This is a genomic window from Bradyrhizobium sp. AZCC 1719, from assembly GCF_036924525.1.
Classification (GTDB): domain Bacteria; phylum Pseudomonadota; class Alphaproteobacteria; order Rhizobiales; family Xanthobacteraceae; genus Bradyrhizobium.
The window spans coordinates 804500-830000 of record NZ_JAZHRU010000001.1; the positions used below are offsets into that span (position 1 = coordinate 804500).

Annotated in this window: 23 protein-coding genes and 1 tRNA gene (1 of these 24 only partly in view); 18 read left to right on the top strand and 6 right to left on the bottom strand. The window is 62.8% G+C overall.

Annotation, left to right across the window (positions count from 1 at the left end; all coding sequences use genetic code 11):
- Nucleotides 1-600 precede the first annotated feature (600 nt).
- Together V1292_RS03875 and V1292_RS03880 are read left to right on the top strand one after the other, a co-directional pair.
- Entirely contained in the window at nucleotides 601-2883 is a 2283-nt protein-coding gene (locus tag V1292_RS03875; protein WP_334370417.1) for a TonB-dependent receptor, read from the top strand.
- A 22-nt stretch (nucleotides 2884-2905) separates the two neighbouring features.
- Nucleotides 2906-4090 carry a PepSY-associated TM helix domain-containing protein gene (locus V1292_RS03880; RefSeq protein ID WP_334370419.1) on the top strand — a complete coding sequence of 395 codons (1185 nt, stop codon included), beginning with the start codon at nucleotides 2906-2908 and terminating at the stop codon, nucleotides 4088-4090.
- 113 nt (nucleotides 4091-4203) lie between these two features.
- Here the strand turns inward: V1292_RS03880 and V1292_RS03885 are convergent.
- Nucleotides 4204-4280 (bottom strand) — tRNA-Met (locus V1292_RS03885).
- 329 nt (nucleotides 4281-4609) lie between these two features.
- On the opposite strand from V1292_RS03885, the gene V1292_RS03890 reads away from it, so the two are divergent.
- The 3 genes from V1292_RS03890 (at nucleotide 4610) to V1292_RS03900 (ending at nucleotide 8238) form a co-directional block, all read left to right on the top strand.
- The gene (locus V1292_RS03890) at nucleotides 4610-6217 is read left to right on the top strand and encodes a GMC family oxidoreductase (RefSeq protein ID WP_334376932.1); all 1608 of its coding nucleotides are present in this window, start codon (nucleotides 4610-4612) and stop codon (nucleotides 6215-6217) included.
- 237 nt (nucleotides 6218-6454) lie between these two features.
- Nucleotides 6455-7237 (top strand): SDR family oxidoreductase, encoded by a 783-nt coding sequence (locus V1292_RS03895; protein WP_334370421.1) that lies wholly within the window; start codon nucleotides 6455-6457, stop codon nucleotides 7235-7237.
- Entirely contained in the window at nucleotides 7234-8238 is a 1005-nt protein-coding gene (locus tag V1292_RS03900; RefSeq protein WP_334370423.1) for an NADPH:quinone reductase, read from the top strand. The genes V1292_RS03895 and V1292_RS03900 overlap by 4 nt, the downstream gene beginning before the upstream one ends.
- Here the strand turns inward: V1292_RS03900 and V1292_RS03905 are convergent.
- On the bottom strand, nucleotides 8201-8656 hold the full coding sequence (locus V1292_RS03905) for a DUF3775 domain-containing protein (RefSeq protein WP_334370425.1): 456 nt from the start codon (nucleotides 8654-8656) through the stop codon (nucleotides 8201-8203). The genes V1292_RS03900 and V1292_RS03905 overlap by 38 nt on opposite strands.
- A gap of 117 nt (nucleotides 8657-8773) precedes the next feature.
- Between V1292_RS03905 and V1292_RS03910 the strand changes: the two genes are divergently transcribed.
- The 6 genes from V1292_RS03910 (at nucleotide 8774) to V1292_RS03935 (ending at nucleotide 14416) form a co-directional block, all read left to right on the top strand.
- Nucleotides 8774-9622: an MBL fold metallo-hydrolase gene (locus tag V1292_RS03910; RefSeq protein ID WP_334370426.1), complete on the top strand. Its 849-nt coding sequence runs from the start codon at nucleotides 8774-8776 to the stop codon at nucleotides 9620-9622.
- 235 nt (nucleotides 9623-9857) lie between these two features.
- Nucleotides 9858-10700 (top strand): fumarylacetoacetate hydrolase family protein, encoded by an 843-nt coding sequence (locus tag V1292_RS03915; protein ID WP_334370428.1) that lies wholly within the window; start codon nucleotides 9858-9860, stop codon nucleotides 10698-10700.
- 194 nt (nucleotides 10701-10894) lie between these two features.
- Complete coding sequence (locus V1292_RS03920; RefSeq protein WP_334370430.1) at nucleotides 10895-11509, top strand: glutathione S-transferase family protein; 615 nt, start codon at nucleotides 10895-10897, stop codon at nucleotides 11507-11509.
- A gap of 23 nt (nucleotides 11510-11532) precedes the next feature.
- Nucleotides 11533-12732 (top strand): serine hydrolase domain-containing protein, encoded by a 1200-nt coding sequence (locus V1292_RS03925; RefSeq protein ID WP_334370431.1) that lies wholly within the window; start codon nucleotides 11533-11535, stop codon nucleotides 12730-12732.
- A 14-nt stretch (nucleotides 12733-12746) separates the two neighbouring features.
- Nucleotides 12747-13616, top strand: coding sequence for an MBL fold metallo-hydrolase (locus V1292_RS03930; protein WP_334370432.1), 870 nt, complete (start codon nucleotides 12747-12749; stop codon nucleotides 13614-13616).
- A complete protein-coding gene (locus tag V1292_RS03935; protein WP_334370433.1) occupies nucleotides 13613-14416 on the top strand; it encodes an enoyl-CoA hydratase/isomerase family protein in 804 nt (267 codons plus the stop codon). Before V1292_RS03930 ends, V1292_RS03935 begins: the two co-directional genes overlap by 4 nt.
- Before the next feature lie 220 nt (nucleotides 14417-14636).
- Here V1292_RS03935 and V1292_RS03940 read toward each other — a convergent pair whose 3' ends face one another.
- On the bottom strand, nucleotides 14637-15179 hold the full coding sequence (locus V1292_RS03940) for a methylated-DNA--[protein]-cysteine S-methyltransferase (protein ID WP_334366553.1): 543 nt from the start codon (nucleotides 15177-15179) through the stop codon (nucleotides 14637-14639).
- Between the two features lie 201 nt (nucleotides 15180-15380).
- Here V1292_RS03940 and V1292_RS03945 point away from each other — a divergent pair, with 201 nt between their 5' ends.
- Nucleotides 15381-16205 (top strand): alpha/beta fold hydrolase, encoded by an 825-nt coding sequence (locus tag V1292_RS03945; RefSeq protein ID WP_334370434.1) that lies wholly within the window; start codon nucleotides 15381-15383, stop codon nucleotides 16203-16205.
- Nucleotides 16206-16210: 5 nt separating this feature from the next.
- Nucleotides 16211-17035 (top strand): alpha/beta fold hydrolase, encoded by an 825-nt coding sequence (locus tag V1292_RS03950; RefSeq protein WP_334370436.1) that lies wholly within the window; start codon nucleotides 16211-16213, stop codon nucleotides 17033-17035.
- Nucleotides 17036-17051: 16 nt separating this feature from the next.
- Here the strand turns inward: V1292_RS03950 and V1292_RS03955 are convergent, their stop codons facing one another.
- Nucleotides 17052-18785: an adenylate/guanylate cyclase domain-containing protein gene (locus V1292_RS03955; RefSeq protein ID WP_334370437.1), complete on the bottom strand. Its 1734-nt coding sequence runs from the start codon at nucleotides 18783-18785 to the stop codon at nucleotides 17052-17054.
- A 162-nt stretch (nucleotides 18786-18947) separates the two neighbouring features.
- Entirely contained in the window at nucleotides 18948-19403 is a 456-nt protein-coding gene (locus V1292_RS03960) for a carboxymuconolactone decarboxylase family protein (protein ID WP_334376933.1), read from the bottom strand.
- A gap of 117 nt (nucleotides 19404-19520) precedes the next feature.
- Between V1292_RS03960 and V1292_RS03965 the strand changes: the two genes are divergently transcribed.
- Nucleotides 19521-20378 carry a sigma-70 family RNA polymerase sigma factor gene (locus V1292_RS03965; RefSeq protein ID WP_334370439.1) on the top strand — a complete coding sequence of 286 codons (858 nt, stop codon included), beginning with the start codon at nucleotides 19521-19523 and terminating at the stop codon, nucleotides 20376-20378.
- Here the strand turns inward: V1292_RS03965 and V1292_RS03970 are convergent.
- Complete coding sequence (locus V1292_RS03970; protein WP_334370441.1) at nucleotides 20371-21192, bottom strand: class I SAM-dependent methyltransferase; 822 nt, start codon at nucleotides 21190-21192, stop codon at nucleotides 20371-20373. The genes V1292_RS03965 and V1292_RS03970 overlap by 8 nt on opposite strands.
- A 124-nt stretch (nucleotides 21193-21316) precedes the next feature.
- On the opposite strand from V1292_RS03970, the gene V1292_RS03975 reads away from it, so the two are divergent.
- The 4 genes from V1292_RS03975 to V1292_RS03990 form a co-directional block, all read left to right on the top strand.
- The gene (locus V1292_RS03975; protein WP_334370443.1) at nucleotides 21317-21994 is read left to right on the top strand and encodes a GntR family transcriptional regulator; all 678 of its coding nucleotides are present in this window, start codon (nucleotides 21317-21319) and stop codon (nucleotides 21992-21994) included.
- 133 nt (nucleotides 21995-22127) lie between these two features.
- Nucleotides 22128-22928 carry a phytanoyl-CoA dioxygenase family protein gene (locus V1292_RS03980; RefSeq protein WP_334370445.1) on the top strand — a complete coding sequence of 267 codons (801 nt, stop codon included), beginning with the start codon at nucleotides 22128-22130 and terminating at the stop codon, nucleotides 22926-22928.
- A gap of 176 nt (nucleotides 22929-23104) precedes the next feature.
- Nucleotides 23105-24418 (top strand): NAD(P)H-dependent oxidoreductase, encoded by a 1314-nt coding sequence (locus tag V1292_RS03985; RefSeq protein ID WP_334370447.1) that lies wholly within the window; start codon nucleotides 23105-23107, stop codon nucleotides 24416-24418.
- A 437-nt stretch (nucleotides 24419-24855) separates the two neighbouring features.
- A protein-coding gene (locus V1292_RS03990; RefSeq protein WP_334370449.1) for a TRAP transporter substrate-binding protein crosses the window boundary here: on the top strand, nucleotides 24856-25501 show its 5' portion. 443 nt of this gene lie beyond the right edge of the window; 646 of the gene's 1089 nt are visible here — the first part of the coding sequence; it begins with the start codon at nucleotides 24856-24858; its stop codon lies beyond the right edge, outside the window.

The window sequence follows — 25501 nt, forward strand, 5'->3', positions numbered from 1 at the left end:
TAGCCGTTCTCTCAAGAAACTAACGTCCGACCACGGGAAATGGTCCCGCACGCGCGAAGCCCTGACCGAAGCGCTCAACGGTCGAAAGCGACAAAAGCAGTGCGAAGCCTGATCGAACGGATAGTTCTGCGCTCTGGGCTTACGCGGGAAACGTTCTCCTTCAGTTCCACCGCGGGAACATCCATCGCTGAACGTCAGGCTTCGCGGCGGGGATCGGTGCGCTGCGCTGCTGCACCGAGCTTGATCCGCTCGAAGCTCGGCATCAAGCCGTGTCTACCGCAGATCGTCTGGCGAGTTGTGACGAGTCGGCATTCAAAAAAGTCCAAACCACCGCGAGCACCCTTGGCACAGCGCTATGCTCAAGTTGTTGCCGAGGCTTGTCGTGCGCTGAGGGCTGGGCTCGCCGGTGCGTATCCCGCCGGCGTTGTGACTGCGTGTTCAGGATACGCCTAGCGAGAATCATCGCCGTCTCTGGTCGATAAAAATACAACATCCAACAAAAACGAATGCTGTTTTGAAGGCTTCTAACGCCCGACACATGTCTGCTTGCCAAACGATTCAGTAAGAGGCCGCCACGATGACGATCAAATCGGGGTGAGGATGAATCTTTCGACGAAGAAGCTCTACTGTGCCGTTTGTTGTGGCACAGCGAGTTACCTGGCACTGTCCTTTCAATTAGTGCAAGAAGTTCACGCAAGAGAACCAGTCTCCTTACCTGCCGTCACGATTGACTCACCAAAACGTCAAGCCGCACGACGTCTACAGCCTCAGCAGGGCGCAAGGAGCGCGCGCGTCGTTGCTCCGCGCGCTGCAGCTCCAGCGAGACAGGCCGCGGCTGTCCCATATCTCACGCCTTCGACCGGCACCATTGGTCAACCGCCGGCTCCGTATGCGGGCGGCCAGGTCGGGACCACCACACGCGTTGGCATGTTGGGCAATCGCAATGTCTTTGATACGCCGTTCAACACGACGGGCTACACGGACAAGCTCATCCGCGACCAGCAAGCCAACACCATCACCGACGTCACCGACAACGATCCCTCGGTGCGCACGAACTCACCACGCTACAGCGGACTCGACGGATTCTTGATCCGCGGCTTCCCGGTCTTCGCGAGCGACATCGCGTTTGACGGCCTCTACGGCATCACCGATACGCGCCGCCCTGCTCTTGAACCCATCGAGCGCGTGGAGATCCTCAAGGGACCAAGCGCCTTATTGTATGGGATTTCGCCGTTCGGAAATATCGGCGGCACCATCAACCTCATCCCGAAGCGCGCCACCGACGATCCTATAACGCGATGGACTACGGGCTTCGTGTCCAACGGAAATGTTGGGTCGGCGATCGATTTCGGCCGGCGCTTTGGCGCCACCAAGGAATGGGGCGTTCGCGTCAATGGCGCCTATCGCGATGGCCGGACGCCGATCGACTTCCAGACGGATGGGTTCGGCGTCGGCGCGGTTGCTCTCGACTACCGTGGCGAGCGGTTCCGGGCCACCGTCGATTTCGGTTACCAGCAGCAGGACCTGAACGCACCCACACGCGTGCGGCAAGTGGACCCGAACTTTCCCATCCCGGCCTCGCCCTCGCTCACGATCAACCAGCAGCAGCCCTGGGAATACTACAATTCCAACCATCGATACGCTGCGGCCCGCGCCGAATATGACCTCAACGATTTCTGGACGCTGTATGGAGCCTACGGTCGCAGCCGATCCAAGGAGATTTTCTTCGGCGGAACTGTGCGCATCAGGGACGCACTGGGCAAGTTCACGTCACAGCCGGCCCTCACCGTGCAGGATGCCGATCGCGAGACTGGCGAGATCGGGCTACGCGGCCGTTTCACCACCGGACCGGTGAAGCATTCTACCGTGCTTGCGGCAACCGGGCTGTGGCAAGACAGCGGGACTGCCACGACCAATGTCGGACCATTGATCACGTCGAACCTCTATAACCCGATCTACGTGGCTCCGCGTAGCGCGGGGGGCCTGTCGCACAACGCGCCACTTTCCGCGCGGCGGATCAATCAAAGCGTCGCGATCGCGGACACGATGTCGATCCTCGATGATCGCGTGCTTCTCACGCTGGGCGGGCGCTGGCAGGGCATCGACGTCACCAACTTCAACACGACCACGGGTGCCGTGAACTCACGCCCGCAGAACGAGGCGGTCACCCCTGCTGTGGCTCTCGTAGTGAAGCCAATCAGCAACCTTTCGCTCTACGGCAACTACATCGAAGGCCTGACGTCGGGTGGAACGGCGCCGGGCGGGACCGTGAATGCCGGTCAAGTCTTTCCTGCGATCGTGTCCAAGCAGATGGAGGTCGGTGCCAAGTACGACTTCGGGACCTTGGGTGTCACCGTGGCGGCGTTTGAGATCACGCAGCCCAACGGCATCACCGGTACGACCAACATCTTCGCCGTCGACGGCGAGAATCGCAATCGCGGAGTGGAGTTCAACACCTTCGGTGAGGTCGCCCCGGGAATGCGCCTGCTTGGTGGCGTGGCTTTCTTCGATGGCGTGCAGATCAAGACGGCCGGCGGCCGCTACGATGGCAAAACCGCGGTCGGGGTGCCGGATATCCAATTCAACCTCTATGGCGAATACGATCTGCCCTTCTGGCGGACATCGGGAGTGGCGACCCTGACCGCGCGGGTCATCTACACCTCGCCGCAATATTACGATCAGGGGAACACACAGCAGATCCCGGACTGGGTTCGGACCGACATCGGAGCACGCTACGTCACCAAGATTGACGGCAGGCCGCTGACGTTGCGTGCAGCGGTCGAAAACGTCTTCGGTGTGGACTACTGGGCAACGACGGGACGTGGCTTTTTGACTCCGGGCACACCGCGCACCTACCGGCTCTCGGCGAGCATCGACTTCTGAATCGCCGTGAGACAGTGATGTTGTGAACGACCTTTCAGGAGCCAAAGCAGCAGCCGCCTGGACGCCCACAAAGGCGCCCCGGCTGCGCGTTGCGCTCGTCTGGCTCCACCGTTGGATTGGCCTCAGCCTGGGCCTCCTCCTCGTGGCGATCGGGCTCACGGGCAGCTTCATCGTCTTTTATCGCGAGATCGATGCGGCATTGAATCCGAGCCTGTACACCCCGGCCGGACCTCAGCACCGTCTTGAGGCCGCCGAGGTCATGCGGATTGCAGCCACCGTGGATCCGGCGCCGATCCGATCCGTCATCGCACCTGACCGGACTTGGCCGGTCTGGGTTGTCATGCACGCCCATCCGACGGAGAAAGGCCGGTACCCGAGCCTCTGGACCACCATGATCGATCCCTCGAACGGGAAGGTGCTGGGCCGGCGCGACTACACAAACTGCTTCGCGTTCACCGTCTATCGCGTACACTACAATCTGCTGCTCTATGACTGGTGGGGCAACGAGTTGGTCGGCGTGACCGGCTTCCTGCTGCTCGGGATGGCTTTCTCGGGCCTGTATCTGTGGTGGCCGAAGCGAGGCCGGTTCTGGCGCTCGGTCTCGATCCGCAGGCACGTGTCGCTGCAACGCTTTATGCTCGATCTGCACAACACCGCAGGCTTTTGGAGCCTGGCGTTGCTTGCTCTGATCTCCGTTACGGGTATCGGTATCGTGTTTCCCGGTGTCATCCGCCCGGTAGTCGGCCTGGTCTCGACGGCCACTCCTTATCCGTCGCCGACCATCAAGCCTGCAGCGCCAAGCGGCGCCACACGATTGTCCGCTGATGCAATCGTTCTCGCGGCGCGCGCCGCCAAGCCCGGCTACGACATAGCGCAATTGAATCCGCCGAACGAGAGCCGCAACACCTGGCGCGTCCTGTTGCGCCCGCCGGACTCCAGTCCAGCCCTTCGCACCCGCGGTGCCATCTGGCTCGATCCGTGGACGGGCGCGCTCGCGCACGACCGCACGCCCGATTCCATGTCGCTGGGCGATCGCTATATGACCGAACAGCTCTGGCTACATAACGGATCGACCTTCGGCTTGCCCGGCCGTCTTCTGGTCTTTGCTGCCGGCTTCGTGCCGCTCGTTCTGTTCGTCACAAGCTTTCAGGTTTGGCGATCCAAACGGAGGCACAGAGCAAAAAGGAGCGACGGGCGAAGCTCATGAGTGTGCTCTCGTTCAATAGAGCGAATGAGCTCCGAGCGTGCGCACGAACGCATGCGAGAGAAGTCGCTCTTCCAAAACGAACGCCGCCAAGTCGTTGACTTGGCGGCGTTATTTGGTTGCGGGGGCAAGATTTGAACTTGCGACCTTCAGGTTATGAGCCTGACGAGCTACCGGGCTGCTCCACCCCGCGTTAAACCGTTGCACCGCCTTCGAAAAACCGGACCCGACGTGAAAGCCGGCCAACGCGTGGTTGCGCCGATCGATCCCGTCCGGAGGCTTCCTGAGAAGGCGACCCGGGCAAGGCCATCGGGTGCGAGGGGTATGTATCAACGTCACCCCGCTTTGGAAAGGGGCAAGAAGGGGCTTTTGCAGATTTTATGACAGCAAAAACGAGGGGTTGGAGCGCCAAAACCGGCCTTTGGAACCGCTCTTGCCATAAACGCCGCAAAAGCGGAGTTTTGCGGCCAAAGCCGCGGCCCATCAGGTCGCCAGAACAAAAATCCGAGAGGGGGCATGGGGGTGACCGATATCTTCGATTTCGTGGTGGTGGGTGGCGGCTCCGGCGGCTGCACGGTGACGGGACGGCTATCGGAGGATCCGAACATTTCGGTGGCGCTACTCGATGCCGGCGGCCGGAACGACAATTGGGTGGTCACGACGCCGTTCGCGCTCGTGCTGATGGTCGCAGGCAACGTCAACAACTGGGCCTTCAGCACGGTGCCGCAGAAGGGCCTCAACGGCCGCATCGGCTATCAGCCGCGCGGCAAGGGGCTCGGCGGCTCCTCGGCGATCAACGCGATGATCTATATCCGCGGCCACCGTGCCGACTACGATCAATGGGCCTCGCTCGGCAATGCCGGCTGGTCGTTCGCCGACGTGCTGCCCTACTTCAAGCGCGCCGAGGATAATGCCGATTTTGACGGCGAGTATCACGGCAAGGGCGGTCCCCTCGCGGTCAACAAGTCGCGCACCGGCAATCCGGTGCAGCAGATTTTTCTGCAGGCGGCGCAGGAGGCGCAGTTTCGCCTGCGCGAGGATTTCAACGCCGACGAGCACGAGGGCCTCGGCATCTATCAACTGACGCAGCGAAACGGCGAGCGCTGCAGCGCCGCGCGTGCCTATATCCATCCGCATATGGGTAGTCGCGCCAACCTGCGCGTCGAGACCCACGCCCATGCCACTCGCATCCTGTTCGACGGCAAGCGCGCGGTCGGCGTCGAATACCGGCAGGGCAAGGAGCTGAAGCAGATCCGCGCCCGGCGCGAGGTGATCCTCTCCGCCGGCGCGTTCCAGACCCCGCATCTCCTGATGCTGTCGGGCATCGGCGACAGCGCCGAGCTTGCAAAGCACGGTATCGCCACCGTGCACCATCTGCCCGGCGTCGGGCAGAACCTGCAGGATCACCCGGATTTCGTGTTCGGCTACATGTCCGACAATCCCCACTTCAACGGCATTTCGCTTAAAGCGCTGCCGCGGCTGCTGCGGGCTATCAGACAGTATCGCCGCGAACGCACCGGGCCGATGACGTCGAATTTCGCCGAATGCGGCGGTTTCCTGAAAACCCGACCCGATCTCGACATCCCGGACATCCAGCTTCATTTCGGCATGGCGCTGGCCGACGATCATGGCCGCAAGCGCCATCGCGGCACCGGCTTCTCCTGCCACGTCTGCCTGCTGCGGCCGAAGAGCCGCGGTAGAATTTCGCTGCTCGGCGCCGATCCATTTGCGTCGCCGCTGATCGACCCGAATTTCTTTGGCGAGGCGGACGACCTGGAAGCCATGGTCGCCGGCTTCAAGACCACGCGCCGGCTGATGGAGACGCCGGCGCTGCGTGCGTTGCAGAAGAAGGAGATGTTCACGGAAGGCGTGCATAGCGATGACGACATCCGCGGCCTGTTGCGCGCCCGCGTCGACACCGTCTATCACCCGGTCGGATCAGCCAAAATGGGCGTCAACGATCCCATGGCCGTGGTCGATCCGAAGCTGAAAGTGTACGGCGTCGGGGGATTGCGCGTGGTCGATGCGTCGATCATGCCGACCCTGATCGGCGGCAACACCAATGCACCGACGATCATGATCGGGGAAAAGGCCGCTGACATGATTAGAGCAGAGATGCGGGCGGGTTGATTTGCGTTGTCGCGCCCCTCCGTCATTGCGAGGAGCGAAGCGACGAAGCAATCCATCTATCCGTTATGCCGTGGCATGGATTGCTTCGCTTCGCTCGCAATGACGTGGAGAGAGCCGTTTCCGGGATCGCAATATGCATTATCCGCACGCCTCCGCGGCTTATCAGCAGCATCCGACTTGGCTAGAGTGTCCGCATCGGACTACAAGAACATCACCTGACGGAACGGGAGAGAAAAAGTGGATCTTGGGATCAAAGGCCGCCGTGCCATCGTCTGCGCATCGAGCAAGGGATTGGGGCGCGCCTGCGCCATGGCGCTGGCCAATGAGGGCGTGCATGTCACGTTGACCGCGCGCGGCGCGGAAGCGCTGAAAAAGGCGGCCGACGATATCCGCAAGGCCAATCCCGGCGTCACGGTAACCGAGATTGTCGGCGACATCACGACGCCCGCCGGCCGTGAGGCCGTGCTGAAGGCCTGTCCCGAACCGGACATCCTGATCAACAATGCCGGCGGCCCGCCGCCCGGCGATTTCCGCAACTGGACCCGCGACGACTGGATCAAGGCGATCGACGCCAACATGCTGACGCCGATCGAACTGATCAAGGCAACGGTGGACGGCATGATGGCGCGGAAATTTGGCCGCATCGTCAATATCACCTCGGCCGCAGTGAAGGCGCCGATCGACATATTGGGGCTTTCCAACGGCGCGCGTGCCGGGCTCACCGGCTTCATCGCGGGGCTGTCGCGCAAGACCGTGATCAGCAACGTCACCATCAATGCGCTGCTGCCGGGACCGTTCGACACCGACCGCCTGCGCGGTGTGGGGAAGGCAGAAGCCGAGAAGCGCGGCATCCCGCCGGACCAGGTGTTTGCCGAGCGCGCCAAGCAAAATCCCGCCGGGCGGTTCGGCGATCCGGACGAGTTCGGCTACGCCTGCGCCTTCCTGTGCGGCGCCAAGGCCGGCTTCATCACCGGCCAGAACATCCTGCTCGACGGCGGTGCTTTCCCCGGCACGCTATGAAAGCGGTCTGGTACGAGCGAACCGGGTCAGCACAGGAAGTGCTGGCCTATGGCGAGATGCCGACGCCGGTGGCCGGCCCGGGCGAAGTCCGGGTGCGGCTGGAGGCGTCCGGCGTCAATCCGGCCGATGTCGGGCGCCGCGGCGGCGGTTACCGGCCGATGGAATATCCCCGCGTCATTCCCAACAGCGATGGCGCCGGCATCATCGATCAGGTCGGCGACGGCGTCACGCGGCTCAAGATCGGCCAGCGGGTCTGGCTGTTCAACGGTCAGCGCAATGGCCGCGCGTTCGGCACCGCGGCTGAATATATTGCGCTCGCCGAACATCTGGTGACGCCGCTGCCGGACGATCTGTCGTTTACCGAAGGCGCTACGCTGGGCATTCCCGGCATGACGGCATGGTGCTGTCTCTATTGCGACGGGCCGATCGTGGGGCAGACCGTGCTCGTCACCGGCGGTGCCGGTGCGGTCGGGCACTATGCCGTGCAGCTCGCCAAATGGGGTGGTGCCACGGTGATCGCGACTGTCAGTTCGGCAGCCAAGGCCGAGCAGGCACGTCTCGCCGGCGCCGATCTCGTCGTCAACTACAAGACGGATGACGTTGTTGCGAAGGCGATGGCCTTCACCGGGCAGCGCGGCGTCGATCGCGTCGTCGATGTCGATTTCGGCGGCAATATCGAGACCACGCTGAAGCTGATGGGCACCAATTCGACGATTGCGGTCTACGCCACCAACGGCAACCGCGCGCCGGTCGTACCAATGCGCGAATTGATGGAGAAATGCATCGCGGTCCGCGCGCTCGTGCTGTTTGCGCTGCCGCCGCCGCTACTGGCGGCGGCGCAGGCCGACATCACGAAATGGCTGTCGGTAGGCCGGCGCATCCACAACGTCGCCGCGCAGTTTGCACTCTCGGACACCGCGCTGGCGCACCTTGCGGTGGAGAAAGGCGACAAGCTGGGCACGGTTATCGTGGATTGCGCTCGTCTTCTGCCCGCTGGCTGACACCGGAGGAATCCGCCGTCGTTCGCTCCTCGTTCCAGGTAAGGCCGAACTCGTCGAGCCCCTGCGCCAGCAAATCTCCAAGCATCGGCTCGCCGAGAAGATAGCGCGCGGTGTCGCGGTCTCGCTGGCCGGCCGCCTCCGCACGTAGATCCTCCCACTCCTCGATGGTGGCGTCGCCGCGCCCCAGTCGCATCAGGGCGACGAGACCGACCCTCTCGTCCTCGGAAAGCGAGTTGATGAAGCCGGTGATCTCGCTGACGACCGGATCTTTTCCGTTGTCCTGCAGCACGTCGATCATGTCGTCATCGCCCGCGTTCGACCCTGAATCCGGATCGGATGTCCCTTCCTTGACGTCGAATTGCCGGGCTTTCTCGATCAGAAAGCCGATTTTTTCGGGCGAAATCATGAGTTCTGGCATCGCGTGTTCCTCATGCGGGCTATGCGATAACGCTGAACGCCGTCGGATGATCCATTGCGCCGGCAGATGGAAACCCGCATCCTTGCCCGAACAACCAGAAACGAGAGGACGCGTCGGATGCACTGGAACGTGGGCAGGGTCAGGATCACGAGAGTTGTCGAAATGGAGACTGTCGGCAGCACCCGTTTCATCCTTCCGCTCGCGTCCAACGAGGAAATCCGGAAGCTACCTTGGCTGATCCCGCGCTTTGCGACCGAGGAGGGCCGGCTGAAAATGTCGATCCATTCGTTCCTGGTCGAGACTCCCTCGCGCCGGATCGTCGTCGATACCGGCCTCGGCAACGACAAGCAGGGCCGCAATGTGCCGACCTGGAACAACCGAAAGCATCCGTTCCTCGACATGCTGACAGCGGCGGGCTTCCCGCCCGACAGTATCGATACCGTGCTGTGCACGCACCTGCATGTCGACCATGTCGGCTGGAACACGAAACTCGTCGACGGCAAATGGGTGCCGACCTTCGCCAATGCCCGATATGTGTTCGGCAGAGGCGAATACGAACACTGGCGCGACCACAGCGATGCGCCGGATAAGCTCGCCGTGTTCGACGATTCCGTGAAGCCGATCGCCGACGCCGGCAAATCCGAGCTCGTCGCCAGCGATGCCAGATTGACCGATGAAATCACGCTGATCCCGACCCCCGGCCACAGTCCCGGCCACATGAGCGTCCACATCAAGTCGGACGGCGAGGAAGCCCTGCTTACGGGGGACGTCGCCCATCATCCGTGCCAGATGGCGCATCTCGACTGGTCCTCGACCGCCGATTCCGATCCCCGGCAGTCGGCCGAAACCCGCCGCGAACTGTTTTCGCGCTTCGCCGACACGCCGACACTGGTGATTGGCGGGCACTTCACTGCCGGTCACATCAAGCGAGATGGCAACGCTTTCCGGTTCGTGGCGCTGGGATAATGTTGCGCGCCCCTCTCCAACCCTCATGGTGAGGAGGAGCGAAGCGCCGTCTCGAACCATGTAGGCCCAGTCGGGCCACATCCGTCGAGATGGCCGCGCTGCGGCCTCCTCAGGATGAGGGTCTGGTATGTAGCGCTGGGGTCGGTCGGCAGTTGAATTTCCTGCCCCGCTGTTCCATGAAGCGTGCCGAGGTATAGCACCAATAAGATCTGATAACCCCGCAGGGAGCGATAAAATGAAGCTTGTTCGTTACGGCGCCAAGGGTGCGGAAAAGCCCGGCCTGATCGATAAATCCGGCCAGTTGCGCGATCTTTCCGCCCACGTCAGGGATCTCGACGGGGACGCCTATTCGCCGGCCTCGCTGGCCAAGCTGGCGGCGCTGGATACCTCCAAGCTTCCCGCCGTCGACGGCAAACAGCGCCTGGGCGCGCCTGTCACCGGCATCTCGAAATTCGTCGCGATCGGCCTGAACTACAGCGACCACGCCAAGGAGACGGGATCGCCGATCCCGACCGAGCCGATCTTCTTCATCAAGGCCAACACCGCGCTGTCGGGCCCGAACGACGCGGTTGAAAAGCCGCGCGGCTCCACCAAGCTCGACTGGGAAGTCGAGATCGCCGCCATCATCGGCACCCGCGCCAAATATGTCTCGGAGGCCGACGCGCTCAACCACATCGCCGGCTACTGCGTCTGCAACGACGTGTCCGAGCGCAATTTCCAGATCGAGCGGCTCGGTCAGTGGACCAAGGGCAAGTCGCACGACACGTTCGGCCCGCTCGGCCCGTGGCTGGTCACCAAGGATGAAATCCCCGACGTGCAGAAGCTGTCGATGTGGCTCGACGTCAACGGCAAGCGCTGCCAGACCGGATCGACCTCGACCATGATCTTCTCGATGGCGAAGTGCATTTCCTATGTCTCGCAGTTCATGACACTGTTGCCCGGCGACATCGTCACCACAGGCACCCCGCCCGGCGTCGGCCTCGGCATGAAGCCGCCGACCTTCCTCAACGTCGGCGACGTCGTCACCCTCGGCATCGAGGGGCTCGGCGAGCAGCGTCAGGAAATCATCGCGGCCTAGACGTCATACCCCGCCACCGGGTCTCGCCTTCGGCGAGCCCGGTGACAGGCTCCTGCGGGGTATCCAGTACGCCGCGGCCTTGGTGCGAAGACCGAATCGCCGCGGCGTACTGGATCATCCGCTTTCGCGGATGATGACATCGAGTGGTCGTCATCGCCGGACAAAACAAGAAGAAACCTCCGAGGAACCCCTCCATGAAACTCACCTTCTCTCCCGCCTCGCCGTTCGCCCGAAAAGTCCGGATTGCCGCGATCGAAACCGGCCTGATCGACAAGATCGAATTAACCCCGGCCACCGTCGCGCCGGGTCAACCCAATGAAGAATATTCGAAGATCACGCCGCTGAAAAAACTGCCGGTGCTGATCCTCGACAATGGCGACGTCATTCTCGATTCTTATGTCATCGTCGAATATCTCGACGAACTCGCCGGCGGCGGAAAGCTGATACCCGCATCCGGGCCTGAGCGGTGGAAGGTGAAGAGCGACCATTCGCTATTGCAGGGCATGCTCGATTCCATGCTGCTGTGCCGCTACGAAAAAATGGTGCGCCCGGAAGGGCTGCGCTGGGACGCCTGGCATGACGACCATTGGAATCGCGCGTGGGCCGGCATGGCGCGGTTCGAGAACAAGCCCGACGTGCTGTCCGGTCCGTTCAACATTGCGCAGATCGGCCTGGTTTGCGTGCTCGGCTATGCCGATTTCCGCTTTGCCGATTGCGGCTGGCGCAAGGCCTACCCAAAGCTCGATGCCTTCCATCAGAAGATGATGGAGCGGCCGTCGGTGAAAATCTCGGTGCCGCCGCCGGCGTAACAGCGAGAGCAGGAGACAGCAGCATGACCGAGGCGAACAACAAACTGTGGCGCCTCGGCTTGGCCGCCGTATTCGTGCTGGCGGCATCCGGCGCAGCCGCACAGCTACAGGAATTCTCTACCGGCCAGCGCAATCTCGCCTGCGGCAGTCCGGCCACCATTGGCGATGGCTGGCCGACCGCGACGCCGGAAAGTGTCGGCCTCGATGGCGCGCGGCTGTGCGGCATCGCGGCGCGACTTGCTACGACCAATGCCAACGTTCATGCAGTGGCGATCGTCCGCCGCGGCACACTCGTGTTCGAGCAATATTTTCCGGGCTATGACGAGCCTTGGGGAATGGGCGGCGGACGGCACGAATTCGATGCGACGACCAAGCACGACATGCGCTCGGTGTCGAAGAGCGTGATTTCCCTGCTGGTGGGGACCGCGATCGATCGCAAGCTGATCAAAAGCGTCGACGAACCCGTCGTCAAATTCTTCCCGGATTATTCGGCGGTGAAATCGCCGGGTTGGGACAACATTACCCTTCGCCATCTGTTGACCATGTCGTCGGGCATTCAGTGGGACGAGAACCGCGCCTGGAAAGACCCGCAAAACGACGAACCGCATCTCGGCAGCGAGGCAGATCCGTATCGCTACGTGCTGTCGAAACCGATCGCGGCGCCGCCGGACACTGTGTGGAATTATAATGGAGGCGGAACGGACCTGCTCGGCAACATCATCGAACGTGTGTCGGGCCAATCGCTGGAGGCGTTCGCGCGCGAGGCGCTGTTTGCGCCGCTGGGCATCTCGGACTGGGAATGGATGAAGTACCGAAATGAAAGAGTGGCCCCTGCTGTCGGCCTTCGTCTTCGTCCGCGCGACGCCGCAAAAATCGGCCAACTCGTGCTCAACAAGGGGGCGTGGGGTGACCGTCAGATTATTTCGGACAAATGGATCGAGCAATCGGTCACGCCGCGTTTTCAGGCCATCGGCTATTTCGGCGGCCTGTTCTATTACGGCAAGCAATGGTGGATGGGCCGCACCTTGTCGGGCGACAGGGATGTGAAGTGGATTGCCGCCATGGGCCTCGGGGGTCAGCGGATCTTCATTGTTCCCGAGTTCGATCTCCTCGTCGTGACCACATCTGGACTTTATAGCAGCCCGCGCCAAGGTCAGGCAGCACTCGACATCCTTGCGAACTTCATCATTCCGTCCATCCGAGATAACAACAACGCCCGCTAAGTCGGCAGGAAAACATGAGCCTGAAATTCACCGTTGGCGACCTCACCATCCACCGCATCATCGAGCAGGAAACCACCTTCCTGCCGGCTTTGGAGATGCTGCCGGGGCTGACGCCGGAGGTTCTGGCGGAGCACCGCTCGTGGATGCAGAGGAGCGGCGCGCTCGACGACAGGGATGTGCTGATCCTCTGCTTCCAGTCTTACGTGGTGGAGACGCCGCACCACACCATCCTGATCGATAGCTGCATCGGCAACGACAAGCCGCGGCCGCAACGTCCGAAATGGAACATGAAGACCGACGACACCTACATGCGCGGTCTCGCCGCCGCTGGGTTCTCCGTCGAAGACATCGACTACGTCATGTGTACGCATCTGCATGTCGACCATGTCGGCTGGAACACGCGGCTCGACAATGGCCGCTGGGTGCCGACTTTCCCGAAAGCGCGTTACGTGTTCGACAAGACCGAATTCGACTACTGGACCGAGACGCACGCGAAGACGCCGGTTCCGCCATTTGGCGACAGCGTGCTGCCGGTCGTCGAGGCCAAACAGGCCGAAATCGTCCGCAGCGATTTTGCGATCGGCGATCACACCCGCATCCTGCCGACGCCGGGCCATACGCCCGGCCATGTCGCCTTCACCTTTGGTCGGGCTAAGGATGACGCCGTGTTCTCGGGCGACCTGATGCATTCGCCGCTGCAGACGCGCTATCCGGAACTATCCGTGAAGTTCGACGTCGACCAGGCGCAGGCGGCGGCGACGCGGCGCGGCTTCCTGGAACGCTACTGCGACACCGATACGCTGTGCTGCACCGCGCATTTTCCCTCGCCGTCGATCGGAAAGATCCGGCGCAAGGACAACGGATTCTCCTGCGAGGCGATATGAGTTCGAACCCATCCGCTTTCGAGACGCTTTCGGTCGAAACTGTCGACGAGTACGTGACGATCATTCGTCTCAATCGGCCGCATGCCTCCAATGCGCTCAACACCCAGATGGGCCGCGACCTCGTGCGCTATTTCGAGGAGGTCGCGCTCGATCCGAAGAGCCTGCGCTGCATCGTGCTGACCGGCGCCGGCGACAAGGCGTTCTGTGCCGGCGGCGACCTGAAAGAACGCCGCGGCATGACGGACGAGGCGTGGACGCGCCAGCACGTCATTTTCGAGCGGATGGTGCGGGCGCTGATCGACTGCCCGGTCCCGATCATCGGCGCCGTCAACGGCGCGGCCTATGGCGGCGGCTGCGAGATCGCAGGCTGTTGCGATTTCCTCTACGCCGCCGAGAGCGCGCGCTTCGCGCTGACCGAGGTGACACTCGGCATCATGCCGGGTGGCGGCGGCACGCAAACCTTGCCGCGCGCCGTCGGCGAGCGCCGCGCCAAGGAGCTGATCCTGACCGGCAAGCCGTTTACTTCAGCGGAAGCACGTGACTGGGGTTTTGTGAACGAAGTCTTTCCGCTGTCCGAACTATTGCCGTCGGCGCTGTCGACTGCCTCGCGGATCGCCCGCAACGCACCGATCTCCGTCCGGCAGGCAAAGCTCTCGATCCATCGCGGCCTGCAGTTATCCCTGCGGGACGGCCTCGCGCTCGAGATCGAGGCCTATAACCGCATGGTGCCGACGGAAGATCGCCGCGAGGGCGTGCTGGCCTTCAACGAGAAGCGGCAACCCAATTTCAAGGGGCGCTAGAGCATGACGATTTTTGGTTACACGAGTTTGGCAGCAGACTCGCTTTACCTCTCCCGCTTGCGGGGGAGGTCGGCGCGAAGCGCCGGGTGGGGGCTCTCTCCACTCGGGCAGTGTCGCCCGCGGAGACACCCCCACCCCAACCCTCCCCCGCAAGCGGGAGAGGGAGCGCACCTTCTTCGTGGTCGCAATCAAATCTGATTTCATCATGCTTTCCGAGCGCTCAGTCGAACAAGCTCGGCGTGTGGTTCACCGCCGCGCCTTCGATCGCCAGCATCTTCAGCTTCGTCACCACCCCGCCATTGGCGGAAAAGCCGCCGGGCTTGTTGCCCGCCGCCAGCACGCGATGACACGGCACCACGATCGGACAGGGGTTGCGCCCGAGCGCCTGACCGACGTCGCGCGACAGCTCCACGCCGCCAAGCTTCTTGGCGATATCGCCATAGGTCATGGTCTTGCCCGGCGGTATCGTGCGTGCGATGTCGTAGACGCCGCGGTTGAATTCGGGGACGCCGTCGAGATCGAGCACGACGTCGGCGAGATCGTTCGGCTTGCCTTCGAGCAGCTCGACGATGCCGTCGATCGCGGCCTGCACCTTTGCCGGCGGCGGCGTCTCGATCAGGTCGCCATGGCGCTGCTGCAGGCGGGTGCGGGTCTTCTTCTCATCGCCCATCGGCAATTGTACCGAGGTGATGCCGCGCTCGCCCCAGACGATGCCGCAACGGCCGATCGCGGTGTCGAATATCGTAAAATGGTGCCCGGTCATGACTGGCTCCATATTCTCCCGTTCAGTGCCACCCAGCTTCGCATCTCGAGCCAAATCTAGGCTTGGAGATTACTGCTATCCACCCGAATCCCGGGGGAACTTGACGGCATGAACAACTTCCGCTGATCTGGGGCTCCCGCCGACGGCTTACAATGGCCCTTCCAATGGCCCCTCGCCTGCTTCCAATTCCACGAGCTTCGCATGCAAACGCTTCACGTCAACGGCTATGACATGGCCTATCTCGACGTCGGCCAAAGCGCCGGCAATGGCCCGCCGCTGGTGTGCGTGCATGGCTCGCTGTGCGATTTCCGGATCTGGTCGTCGGTGCTGGGACCGCTGGCGCGCAGACACCGGGTGATCGCACCTTCGTTGCGGCATTTCTTCCCGGAGCAGTGGGACGGTGTCGGCGACACCTATTCGATTGCGCAGCATGTTGACGATGTCATCGGCTTCATCGAAAAGCTGGATACAAGGCCGGTCGACCTGATGGGGCATTCCCGCGGCGGGCATATCTGCTTCCGCGTCGCACAGCGCCGGCCTGATCTGCTACACAAGCTGATCCTGGCCGAGCCCGGCGGCGAACTCGATGCCACGCTCGATCCAGCCTATAAGCCCGGCCCCTCGCCGCTGGCCGGAATGATCGCGGCTTCCGCCAAGGTGATCGCCAAGGGCGACATCGACGGCGGCCTGCAGATTTTCATGGATGCGCTGGAAGGTCCCGGCGCCTGGAAGCGCCTGCCGGCAGCGCCGAAGCAATTGCTGCGCGATAACGCCACGACGCTGATCGGGCAGATGCGCGACCACCGTCCGCCCTTCTCCAAGGCGGATGCGGAAGCGATCACGACGCCGACGCTGTTCATTGGTGGCGCCAACACCAAGGGCACGCTGCCAAAGGTGCTGAATGCCTTGGCCGCCAACGTCAGGGCATCGCGCGTCGAGATGATCCCGGGGGCCACGCATCCGATGTTCGAACAGGCGCCGCAGAAATATTGCGAGATCGTGCTGTCGTATCTCGCGGAGGATTGATCGCTATGCAGACATTGAACGTCAACGGTTATGACATGGCCTATCTCGATGTCGGCCAGGGCGCTGGCAACAGCCCGCCGCTGGTTCTCGTGCACGGCACGCTCGGCGATTTCCGCACCTGGAACGCAGTGCTGGGGCCGCTGTCGAAACGGCACCGCGTGATTTCGCTGAGCCTGCGGCGGTTCTTCCCGGAGCATTGGGACGGCGTCGGCAACGACTATCTGATGGCGCAGCACGTCGCCGACGTCATCGGCTTCATCGAAAAACTGAATGCCGGGCCGGTCGATCTGATCGGCCATTCGCGCGGCGGCCACATTGGATTCCGGGTGGCGCAGGCGCGGGCTGATTTGTTGCGCAAGGCCGTCCTTGCCGAACCGGGCGGCGATCTCGAGCCGTCGCTGCAGCCGAGCAGTCCGCCTCCCGGTCCCGTGCCGCCGGGCCCGCGCATTCCGGTCGCGGCCGAGATGGTGCGAAGCGGTGACATTGACGGCGCGCTGGCACTGTTTGTCGACGGCATCGACGGCGAAGGTGCATGGGCGCGATGGCCGGCAGCGGCGCGGCAGCAATTGCGCGACAACATCTATACGCTGCTCGGCCAAGTTGGCGAAAACCGCCAGCCATTCCTGAAGAGCGAAGCGGAGACGATCAGGACGCCGATGCTGTTGATCGGCGGCGGCGACACCAGGGGCGCGCTGGCGGTGAACTGGCGCTTGCTGGCCGAACATATTCCGGGCGCACAGACGGCGGTGATCCCCGGCACGCGACACTGGATGTTCGAACAGGCGCCGCAGGAGTTTTGCAAGGTCGTGCTGGAGTTTCTGGCGGCGTAGATGCGCCGCTGGCTTCTTACTTTTGGTCGAGCCGCCACGCACCATCCCAATCGGCGGCCGGCGGGTTAACCTGAAAATTCTCGACACGCTTGGCCAGCGCCGTGGCCGGTCCGTCGCTGGGGACCGCCTCGAGCGCGGCATGAAAGGCCCGACGCGCGTCGTCCCAGCGGCGCTCCCGATAGGCGGCGAGCCCTTCGGCATATCGCTCCCGCAACGCCAATTGCTTCTCGGTGAGCTCGCCCTTGCGCCCCAGGATATCGAACACCGCCTGGGGAACGGTCTGACCGGCAACCACCAGCCGATCGATCTCGCGGGATTCGACTGCATCGCCGGCCGCCGTGATCGCAACCTCCGAAACCAGCGAATGGCTGCCATAGACCTTGTTGGCGTTCTCCAGCCGCGACGCCAGATTCACCGCGTCGCCCATCACCGTGTAGCTCATCATGAATTCCGAGCCGATACTGCCGACCAGCACTTCGCCGGTGGCGACCCCAATGCGAACGTCGCAGTCGCTCGGCACGGTGCGTATGCCGAGCAATTCGGGCAACTCCCTGCGCAGCGCCGTACCGCGATCGGCCATCTCGACGGCGGCGAGGCAGGCCAGGCGCGCCTGCTCGCTGTGCTCGGTAAAGGGAGGCCCCCAATAGGCCATGATCGCGTCGCCGATATACTTGTCGATGATGCCGCGATGGCTGCGGATCGGCCCCGACATCGTCGATAGATAGTGGTTCATCACCTTGACGAGGCCCTGCGGCGTCATGCCCTCGCTGAGGCTGGTAAAGCCCTGCATGTCGCAGAACAGCACGGTCATCACCCGCCGCTCGCCGGCGCCGGCCGTCAGTGACCGCTGGTCGATCAACCCTTCCACCACGCGCGGATCGACGTAGCGACCGAAGGTCTCGCGCAGGTGCTCCTTGTGGCGCAGTTGCTCTACCATGTTGTTGAAGGCGGCCGTGAGCTGGCCGATTTCGTCGCGCGTGGTGACGTCGATCGATCCGTCGAGCCGGCCGGCCTCGACGGCGCGGGTGCCGTCCAGCAGCCGCCGCACCGGGCGAGTAATACCGATGCTGACAAAAAACGCGAACGTCAGTCCGAGGATGGCCGCAAGAATCGTCACGATCGCAGAGATGACAATCGCGCGCTGCTGATCCCGCATCGTCGCGGCCGCATCGCTGCGGACCTGCCCCAGCATGTCGTGCCGGATTTCCTCAATCTTGCGATTGAATTCGTCGCGAAGCGCGTCGGTCCGAACAAGGCTGGCCCGTACTTCCGGCATATTGCCGGCTTCGAGCAGCGGCCACATCCGCTTGTTCTCTTCATCCAGGTAACGGCGAAGGTCGCTCGTTATGGTTTCGATCCGGTTTTCGATCCGACCAAGGTTGGCGTCGTCGGAGACGGTGGTCGGATCATTGATGATCGCGTTGATGAGAGCGCGCGCAGCTTGCGCCTCCTGGTCGATCTCCCGCCCTTTCGCCTCATAGATGATTTGCTGATCTGCAAAGGCGGTCTCGTCCGGCGGCGTCTGTATCTTGATGAACACCATCCGGCGAACCACCACCGCCTGCTCCAGCGAGCGGACATTCATCCGCGCCAGATGCCCATATGCCTCGACATATTTTGTCGTCAACTCATCCAGTTGATGTGCAATTTTTCGCGTCATCACCGTCGACAGCGCCGAGATGATCACCATCAGAAAGATCAGCCCGATGGCGATGCCGAGGATTCGCTTGCGGATGGTCGGTCGCAGCATCGAGGTATATTCTAAAGCCAAGGACATGTTGGGAAACGGGATGACAGCAACACGAGCGAAAGCCCGGCCGATCCGGCCGGGCTTGTTGTTTAGCGCGCGCCGGTGAATTAAGCACGTTCCGGCGCGTTAAAATTGGCCATAGTTTTGGGGATTCCCTTCCCGCTAGACCTTCCAGGCGCCCACAGGCTGACGCACGGCGACGTTGAGCCTGTTCCAGACATTGATTTTGGCGATCGCCAGAATCAACGCCGCGAGCTCCTCCTCATCGAAATGCTCGTCGGCCTCACTCCAGACCTCGTCCGGTACCGGATCGGCGCGGTCGCTGATCCGGGTCAACGCTTCCGTCAACGACAGGGCCGCGCGCTCGGCTTCCGTGAAATAGGGCGTGTCGCGCCAGGCGGCCACCGCGAACAGTCTCTCGTCGGTCTCGCCGGCCCTCCTGGCGAGTTTCGCGTGCATGTCGACACAGACACTGCAACCGTTGATCTGGCTGGCGCGCAGATACACCAGTTCGAGCAGCTTTTCCGACAGGCTGTTTTTGGTCAGGTCGCCCAGCGCCTGCAGCGCCTTCATGGCGTCGGGAACGACCATGACGGGGTGATTCATTCTGGCTTGCATCATTTTGCGCTCCATATGCTTGGTTCTGTTTTTGACGCGGCGGCGCCGATTTGCTGTCACATCGGCGCGCTTTCGTTCGTCATGACCATGACGGAACGCGACATGGGAATGTGACCGATGGATGAGAAAAAGTTTCTGGCTGAGAAATTTGAGGCCAACCGGCCCCATCTGCGGGCGGTGGCCTACCGCATGCTGGGCTCGACCAGCGAGGTCGACGATGCCGTGCAGGAAACCTGGCTGCGGCTGAGCCGGTCCGATACCAGCGCTGTCGAAAACCTCGGGGGTTGGTTGACCACGGTTGTCGCGCGCGTCTGCCTCGACATGCTGCGCTCGCGCAAATCGCGGCGCGAGGAACCAATGGGTCCGCACGTGCCGGAACCGGTCGCCGATGACCAGCATGGGCGGGACACAGAGATGGCCGACTCCGTCGGCGCGGCGCTGCTGGTGGTGCTGGAAACGCTCGCGCCTGCGGAGCGGCTTGCTTTCGTGCTGCACGACATGTTCGCCGTGCCGTTCGAGGAGATCGCGCCCATCGTCGGCCGCACGCCGGCCGCGGCGAGGCAACTGGCCAGCCGCGCCCGCCGCCGGGTGCAGGGCACGCCGCCGCCGGATGCCGATTTCGGCCGGCAGAAAAGCATCGTCGAGGCCTTCATCAAGGCTTCCCGCGAGGGCGACTTCGAAGGGCTGCTCGCGGTGCTCGATCCCGACGTGGTGTTCCGTGCCGATTCCGCCGCGCAGCGACTGGGCTCATTCGCGGAAATCCGTGGCGCTACTGGGGTGGCCGAGGCCTTCAAGGGACGCGCACAAGCCGCCAAGCCGGCGCTGGTCGACGGTGCATTCGCGCTCGCTGTCATTCTCGGCGGGCAACTGCGCATCGTGGTGCGGCTGACGATCAGTGGCGACAGGATATCGGCGGTGGAAGCGGTGGCCGATGCCGAGCGGATCGGCCAGTTCGACGTAAACCTGCTCACGTGAGCGGCGTCATCTTTGTTGCGGAGAACACGATCGCTTGAAGCGGCATCCGGCCGGGATCGCCGAATTCGCGGCGAAACGCCTGCGCCATCGTGTCGACGATCTGGTCCGGATCGACGCCGCCGCGCGCCCGGACCTGATCGATCAGCGGATTGCCATGGACGGCAGCCCGCGCGAAGGTCGCGACGTCAGGGAGTTCTCTTACCTGCCTGATCACGGCAATGCCGATGTCGCCGAAGCCAGCCGTGATCAGCATCTCCTTGATCGGATCGATCTGGTGGCAGGAGAACGGCACGTTGTAAAACTGCGGCGGGTCAGTCGCGAAGAAACGGCCCGCCACTTCATGCGCGATCCGGCCGAACGGATTGTAGCGGTGAGAGTCCCAAACGCTGAGCACGTAGCGGCCGCCGGGTGCGAGCACACGATAGGCCTCGGAAAAAGATTTTGCCTGGTCCGGAAAGAACATTAGGCCGAACTGACAAACGATCGCATCGAAGCTTGCATCGGCGAATGGAAGGGCGACCGCATCGGCAGGCTGGAAAGCGACCTGCTCACCGGTCTGAAACTTGGCGCGGGCAATATCGAGCATCGGCGGATTGAAGTCGGTCGCCGTAAGTTGGGTATCGGCCGGCAACGCATCGCGTAGCTTACGCGTAACGATGCCGGTGCCGGCGGCGGTTTCGAGCACCCGCGCCGGACCGCCGCTGGCGACCCGCTTGGCAATGTCCACCGCGTATTCAGCGAAGATGATCGGGCCCAGGCCTTGATCATAGTATTGAGGGATATTGCCAACGAATCCGGCTGCGTCGTCGCTCATGACCGACCTCCGATCGCCCCTGCCACAGCATACCCAAGGCTGGCCAGTCGTCAGCCTTGACCGGGGCCGATTTACCAGCTAGGTTTGAATTCGGAATTCCGTATTCCAAACTTGGACGACCGGCATGATCCCACTGGATCCGCTTCCCAACCTGATCGACCAGGTCTATGCCCGGATCCTCGAGGCGATCACCGATCGTTCGCTGCCGCCCGGGCATCGCATCCGGCAGAACGAGCTTGCAGAAAAGCTGGGCGTATCGCGCCAGCCGGTGTCCCATGCGCTGCATCTGCTGCATCGGCAGGGGCTCGTCGCCGAAAGCGGCCGCCGCGGCTTTGAAGTCACCCGGCTCGATCCCGAACGCATTCGCCAGCTCTACGAAGTCCGAGGCGCGATCGACGCGCTGGCGGCAAAACTGGCGGCTGGGCGGGCGAGAGCCGATGCTTCCGGGCGCGCGCAACTCGAGGCCGCGCTGCAGGCCGGGCGGCGCATCGGCAAAGACACGCCGCTTTCGCGGCTGATCGCCCTCGACGTCGATTTTCACAGTGCCGTCTATCGCCTCGCGGGCAATCCGGCGATCGAGGAAATGATCGCGCCGCAATGGCCGCATATGCGCCGCTCGATGGCGACGGTGCTGGCGGAGCTCGATTACCGCGAACGCGCCTGGGCCGAACATGAAGCGATTGCGGCACAGATTCTCGCCGGCAATGCCAGGGCGGCGGAGGCCGCAGCGCTGGCGCATGCGCAGACGGCGGGGCGGATGACTGAGGAGAGACTGAGGGCGACGACGGATAAGGCGGCGTAGTGCAGGTCCTCATCCTGAGGAGCCGCGAAGCGGCGTCTCGAAGGATGGGCCACGGGCCTCATGGTTCGAGACGCGCGAAGACGCGCTCCTCACCATGAGGGGAGAGAAAACAAAAACAACAGGAGGAAACACCATGAAACTGACGCCACAGCAGATCGAATTCTTCAACCGCGAAGGCTGGCTATTCCTGCCGGAGCTATTCAGCCCGGAGGAAGTGCATTATCTCGCCCGCGAGGCCGTCAGCATCTACGACACCGACCGACCCGAGGTGTGGCGCGAGAAGAGCGGCGCGCCGCGCACCGCCTTTGCCGCGCATCTCTATAACGAGGCGTTCGGTGCTCTCGGCGCGCATCCACGCATGATCGAGCCGATCGAGCAGATCTTCGGCGAGAAGGTCTACATGCATCAATTCAAGATCAACGCCAAAGCCGCCTTCACCGGCGATGTCTGGCAGTGGCATCAGGATTACGGCACCTGGAAGCGCGACGACGGCATGCCGGAGCCGCGCGCGATGAACATCGCGATCTTCCTGGACGAGGTGATGCCGATCAACGGCCCGTTGATGCTGGTGCCGAAGAGCCAGCACGCCGGCGACCTCAAGGCCTCGCATGACCTGGAAACGACGTCCTATCCGCTGTGGACCCTGGATGAGGAGACTGTCACCCGGCTGGTGAAGGAAGGCGGCATCGTCGCGCCCACCGGCAAGGCCGGCGGCATGCTGATGTTCCACGGCAATCTGGTGCACGGATCAAGCGGCAACATCACGCCCTACCCGCGCAAGATCGTCTACCTGACGCTGAACGCGGTCTCGAACTACATCCGCACGCCGACCCGGCCGGAATACATCGCCCATCGCGATTTCACGCCGATCCAGCCGGTGGAGGATGATGCGCTGTTGCGGCTCGCGCGTGCGCATCGGCAAGCCGCGGAGTAAGATGAATCTCCGGGCCCCGGACGCAGCGCAACGTGCAACGTTGCGCTGCTGAGCTGGGGCCCACCTTGATTTCTCATCGGTCCCGGCTCTGCGGAGCAGTGTTGCCGGACGATGCTTCGCATCGCCTAGGCTGCACCGCGTCCGGGACACGTTTCAAATAGAGAGCCCGATCTCCCATGAATCTTCACCACCTCCTCAACGCCCGCCTGGCGGCCGGCAAGCCGGTTCGCGTCGCGCTGATCGGCGCCGGAAAATTCGGCTCGATGTTCTTGTCGCAGGTGCCGCATACGCCGGGACTCGAAGTGCCCGTCATCATCGACATCGATCGCGATCGCGCCCGCGAAGCCTGCCGCACCGTCGGCTGGTATAAGGCGCGGATCGCGCGGACGGTCTTCACCGACGACGGCGCACGCGCGATCTCCGACAGTGCAGTGGACGTCGTGGTGGAAGCTACCGGTAACCCGGCCGTCGGCATTATGCATGCCCGCGCGGCCATTGCGGCGGGCAAGCATGTCGTGATGGTCAATGTCGAGGCCGACGTGCTGGCCGGACCGCTATTGGCGCAGGAAGCACGCAAGGCTGGCGTGGTCTATTCGTTGGCCTATGGCGACCAGCCGGCGCTCACCGCCGAAATGGTGGATTGGGCGCGCGCGACGGGCTTTCGCGTCGTAGCCGCCGGCAAGGGCACCAAATATCTCCCCGCCTATCACGACGTGACGCCGGACGGCGTCTGGCAGCATTACGGGCTGACGGCGGGCGAAGCACAATCGGCCGGCATGAACCCGCAGATGTTCAACTCGTTTTTGGACGGCACCAAGTCCGCGATCGAAATGGCGGCGATCGCCAATGCGACCGGACTCGACGTGCCGTCGGACGGTTTGCTGTTTCCACCTTGCGGCGTCGACGATCTGCCGCATGTGATGCGGCCACGTGAGGCGGGCGGCGTGCTGGAGAAGGCCGGCCTTGCGGAAGTCGTGTCGTCGCTGGAGCGCGACGGCCGTCCCGTATTCCGGGATCTGCGCTGGGGCGTCTATGTCGTGCTGGAAGCGCCGAACGATTACGCTGCCGATTGCTTCAGGCAATATGGGCTGAAGACCGACGCATCAGGCCGGTATGCGGCGATGTACAAGCCGTATCATCTGATCGGACTTGAGCTGAATATCTCGATCCTCTCGGCCGCACTACGCAACGAGCCGACCGGTCAGCCGCATGATTTTCGCGGCGACGTCGCGGCAGTTGCAAAACGCGATCTGCACGCTGGCGAAATGCTGGACGGCGAAGGCGGCTACACCGTGTGGGGCAAGTTGATGCCGGCATCAAAAAGCCTCGCCGCCGGCGCGCTGCCGATCGGACTTGCTCATCGCGTCAAGCTTAAGAACGACGTCGCCCACGGCGAGGTGGTGCGCTGGAGCGATGTCGAGGTCGATGAAAGCAGCGACACCATCAAGACACGCAGGGCGATGGAAGCGGCATTCTCCACGCGACGATAATCGCGCGGCGCGTCTCGGAAACAAGCTGCTGCCGGAAATTCCACTGCGCGGCGCATGCACGTTCAGGTCAAATGACGGGCGCTGTCCTGGGCGCCTGCGCGGCGGAATTACCGCAATGCGGCAATTCGATTAACCGGCCGCGCATCTTCCATCGCACGCTATCTCGGTCTTTCGTCGGGTGAAAGCGACTGGGCCGATCGATATTCAGGCAGCTCTTCGCACTTGCGGCGAAACTAGAACGCTTGATTATCAATCACCAATTCGTCATCCTGCCTTCAGGTCCATAAAGCCGGGAAAATTAATTGCATCACCAAGAGCCTAGGTTTCAGGGCCCACATTCCTAAACAACAGTCCGGCACCGCCCATCGGAAAACCAGAGAAGACGACAATAGATCGTTGTCCCTTGGTCGGTCTCGACGATAACAGAGGGGAGACAAATGAAACGTCGTGATTTCTTGAAGGTGGGCGGCGCAGGTCTTGCCGCGAGTGCGGTTGCCGCGCCAGCGATTGCGCAGTCCAATCCGGAGATAAAGTGGCGCTACACGGCAAGCTGGCCGAAGGCACTCGATACGCTGTACGGCGGCTGCGAATATTTCGCCAAGCGCGTTGCCGAAATCACCGACAACAAATTCCAAATTCAGGCGTTCGCGGCCGGCGAAATCGTGCCCGGCCTGCAGGTGCTCGACGCCGTCTCGAACGGCACGGTCGAGATGGGCAACACCGCGCTTTATTACTATTGGGGCAAGAACCCGGCCTTCACCTTCGGCACGTCGCTGCCGTTCGGCCTCAACACGCGCTCGCATATTTCCTGGCTGCGCTTCGGCGGCGGCATGGACATGCTCAACGACCTCTTGAAGGAGTATGGCTGCATCGGCCAGCCGACCGGCTCTACAGGCGCGCAGATGGGTGGCTGGTTCCGGAAAGAGATCAAGTCGATGGATGACTTCCGTGGCCTCAAATTCCGCGTCGGTGGTTTCGCCGGCACCATCATCGCCAAGGTCGGCGGCGTGCCGCAGCAGATCGCGGGCGGCGACATCTATCCCGCGCTGGAAAAGGGCACCATCGATGCGGCCGAGTGGGTCG

Excerpts from the sequence above, each read along its gene's own strand:
- V1292_RS03950 (WP_334370436.1), top strand. The coding sequence starts at position 16,211 with ATGCAGACATTGAACGTCAACGGTTATGACATGGCCTATCTCGATGTC.
- V1292_RS03905 (WP_334370425.1), bottom strand. The coding sequence starts at position 8,656 with ATGCCAGAACTCATGATTTCGCCCGAAAAAATCGGCTTTCTGATCGAG.
- V1292_RS03920 (WP_334370430.1), top strand. The coding sequence starts at position 10,895 with ATGAAACTCACCTTCTCTCCCGCCTCGCCGTTCGCCCGAAAAGTCCGG.
- V1292_RS03965 (WP_334370439.1), top strand. The coding sequence starts at position 19,521 with ATGGATGAGAAAAAGTTTCTGGCTGAGAAATTTGAGGCCAACCGGCCC.
- V1292_RS03930 (WP_334370432.1), top strand. The coding sequence starts at position 12,747 with ATGAGCCTGAAATTCACCGTTGGCGACCTCACCATCCACCGCATCATC.
- V1292_RS03910 (WP_334370426.1), top strand. The coding sequence starts at position 8,774 with ATGCACTGGAACGTGGGCAGGGTCAGGATCACGAGAGTTGTCGAAATG.
- V1292_RS03940 (WP_334366553.1), bottom strand. The coding sequence starts at position 15,179 with ATGACCGGGCACCATTTTACGATATTCGACACCGCGATCGGCCGTTGC.
- V1292_RS03925 (WP_334370431.1), top strand. The coding sequence starts at position 11,533 with ATGACCGAGGCGAACAACAAACTGTGGCGCCTCGGCTTGGCCGCCGTA.
- V1292_RS03915 (WP_334370428.1), top strand. The coding sequence starts at position 9,858 with ATGAAGCTTGTTCGTTACGGCGCCAAGGGTGCGGAAAAGCCCGGCCTG.
- V1292_RS03980 (WP_334370445.1), top strand. The coding sequence starts at position 22,128 with ATGAAACTGACGCCACAGCAGATCGAATTCTTCAACCGCGAAGGCTGG.
- V1292_RS03875 (WP_334370417.1), top strand. The coding sequence starts at position 601 with ATGAATCTTTCGACGAAGAAGCTCTACTGTGCCGTTTGTTGTGGCACA.
- V1292_RS03970 (WP_334370441.1), bottom strand. The coding sequence starts at position 21,192 with ATGAGCGACGACGCAGCCGGATTCGTTGGCAATATCCCTCAATACTAT.
- V1292_RS03900 (WP_334370423.1), top strand. The coding sequence starts at position 7,234 with ATGAAAGCGGTCTGGTACGAGCGAACCGGGTCAGCACAGGAAGTGCTG.
- V1292_RS03975 (WP_334370443.1), top strand. The coding sequence starts at position 21,317 with ATGATCCCACTGGATCCGCTTCCCAACCTGATCGACCAGGTCTATGCC.
- V1292_RS03945 (WP_334370434.1), top strand. The coding sequence starts at position 15,381 with ATGCAAACGCTTCACGTCAACGGCTATGACATGGCCTATCTCGACGTC.
- V1292_RS03955 (WP_334370437.1), bottom strand. The coding sequence starts at position 18,785 with ATGCTGCGACCGACCATCCGCAAGCGAATCCTCGGCATCGCCATCGGG.
- V1292_RS03935 (WP_334370433.1), top strand. The coding sequence starts at position 13,613 with ATGAGTTCGAACCCATCCGCTTTCGAGACGCTTTCGGTCGAAACTGTC.
- V1292_RS03985 (WP_334370447.1), top strand. The coding sequence starts at position 23,105 with ATGAATCTTCACCACCTCCTCAACGCCCGCCTGGCGGCCGGCAAGCCG.
- V1292_RS03960 (WP_334376933.1), bottom strand. The coding sequence starts at position 19,403 with ATGCAAGCCAGAATGAATCACCCCGTCATGGTCGTTCCCGACGCCATG.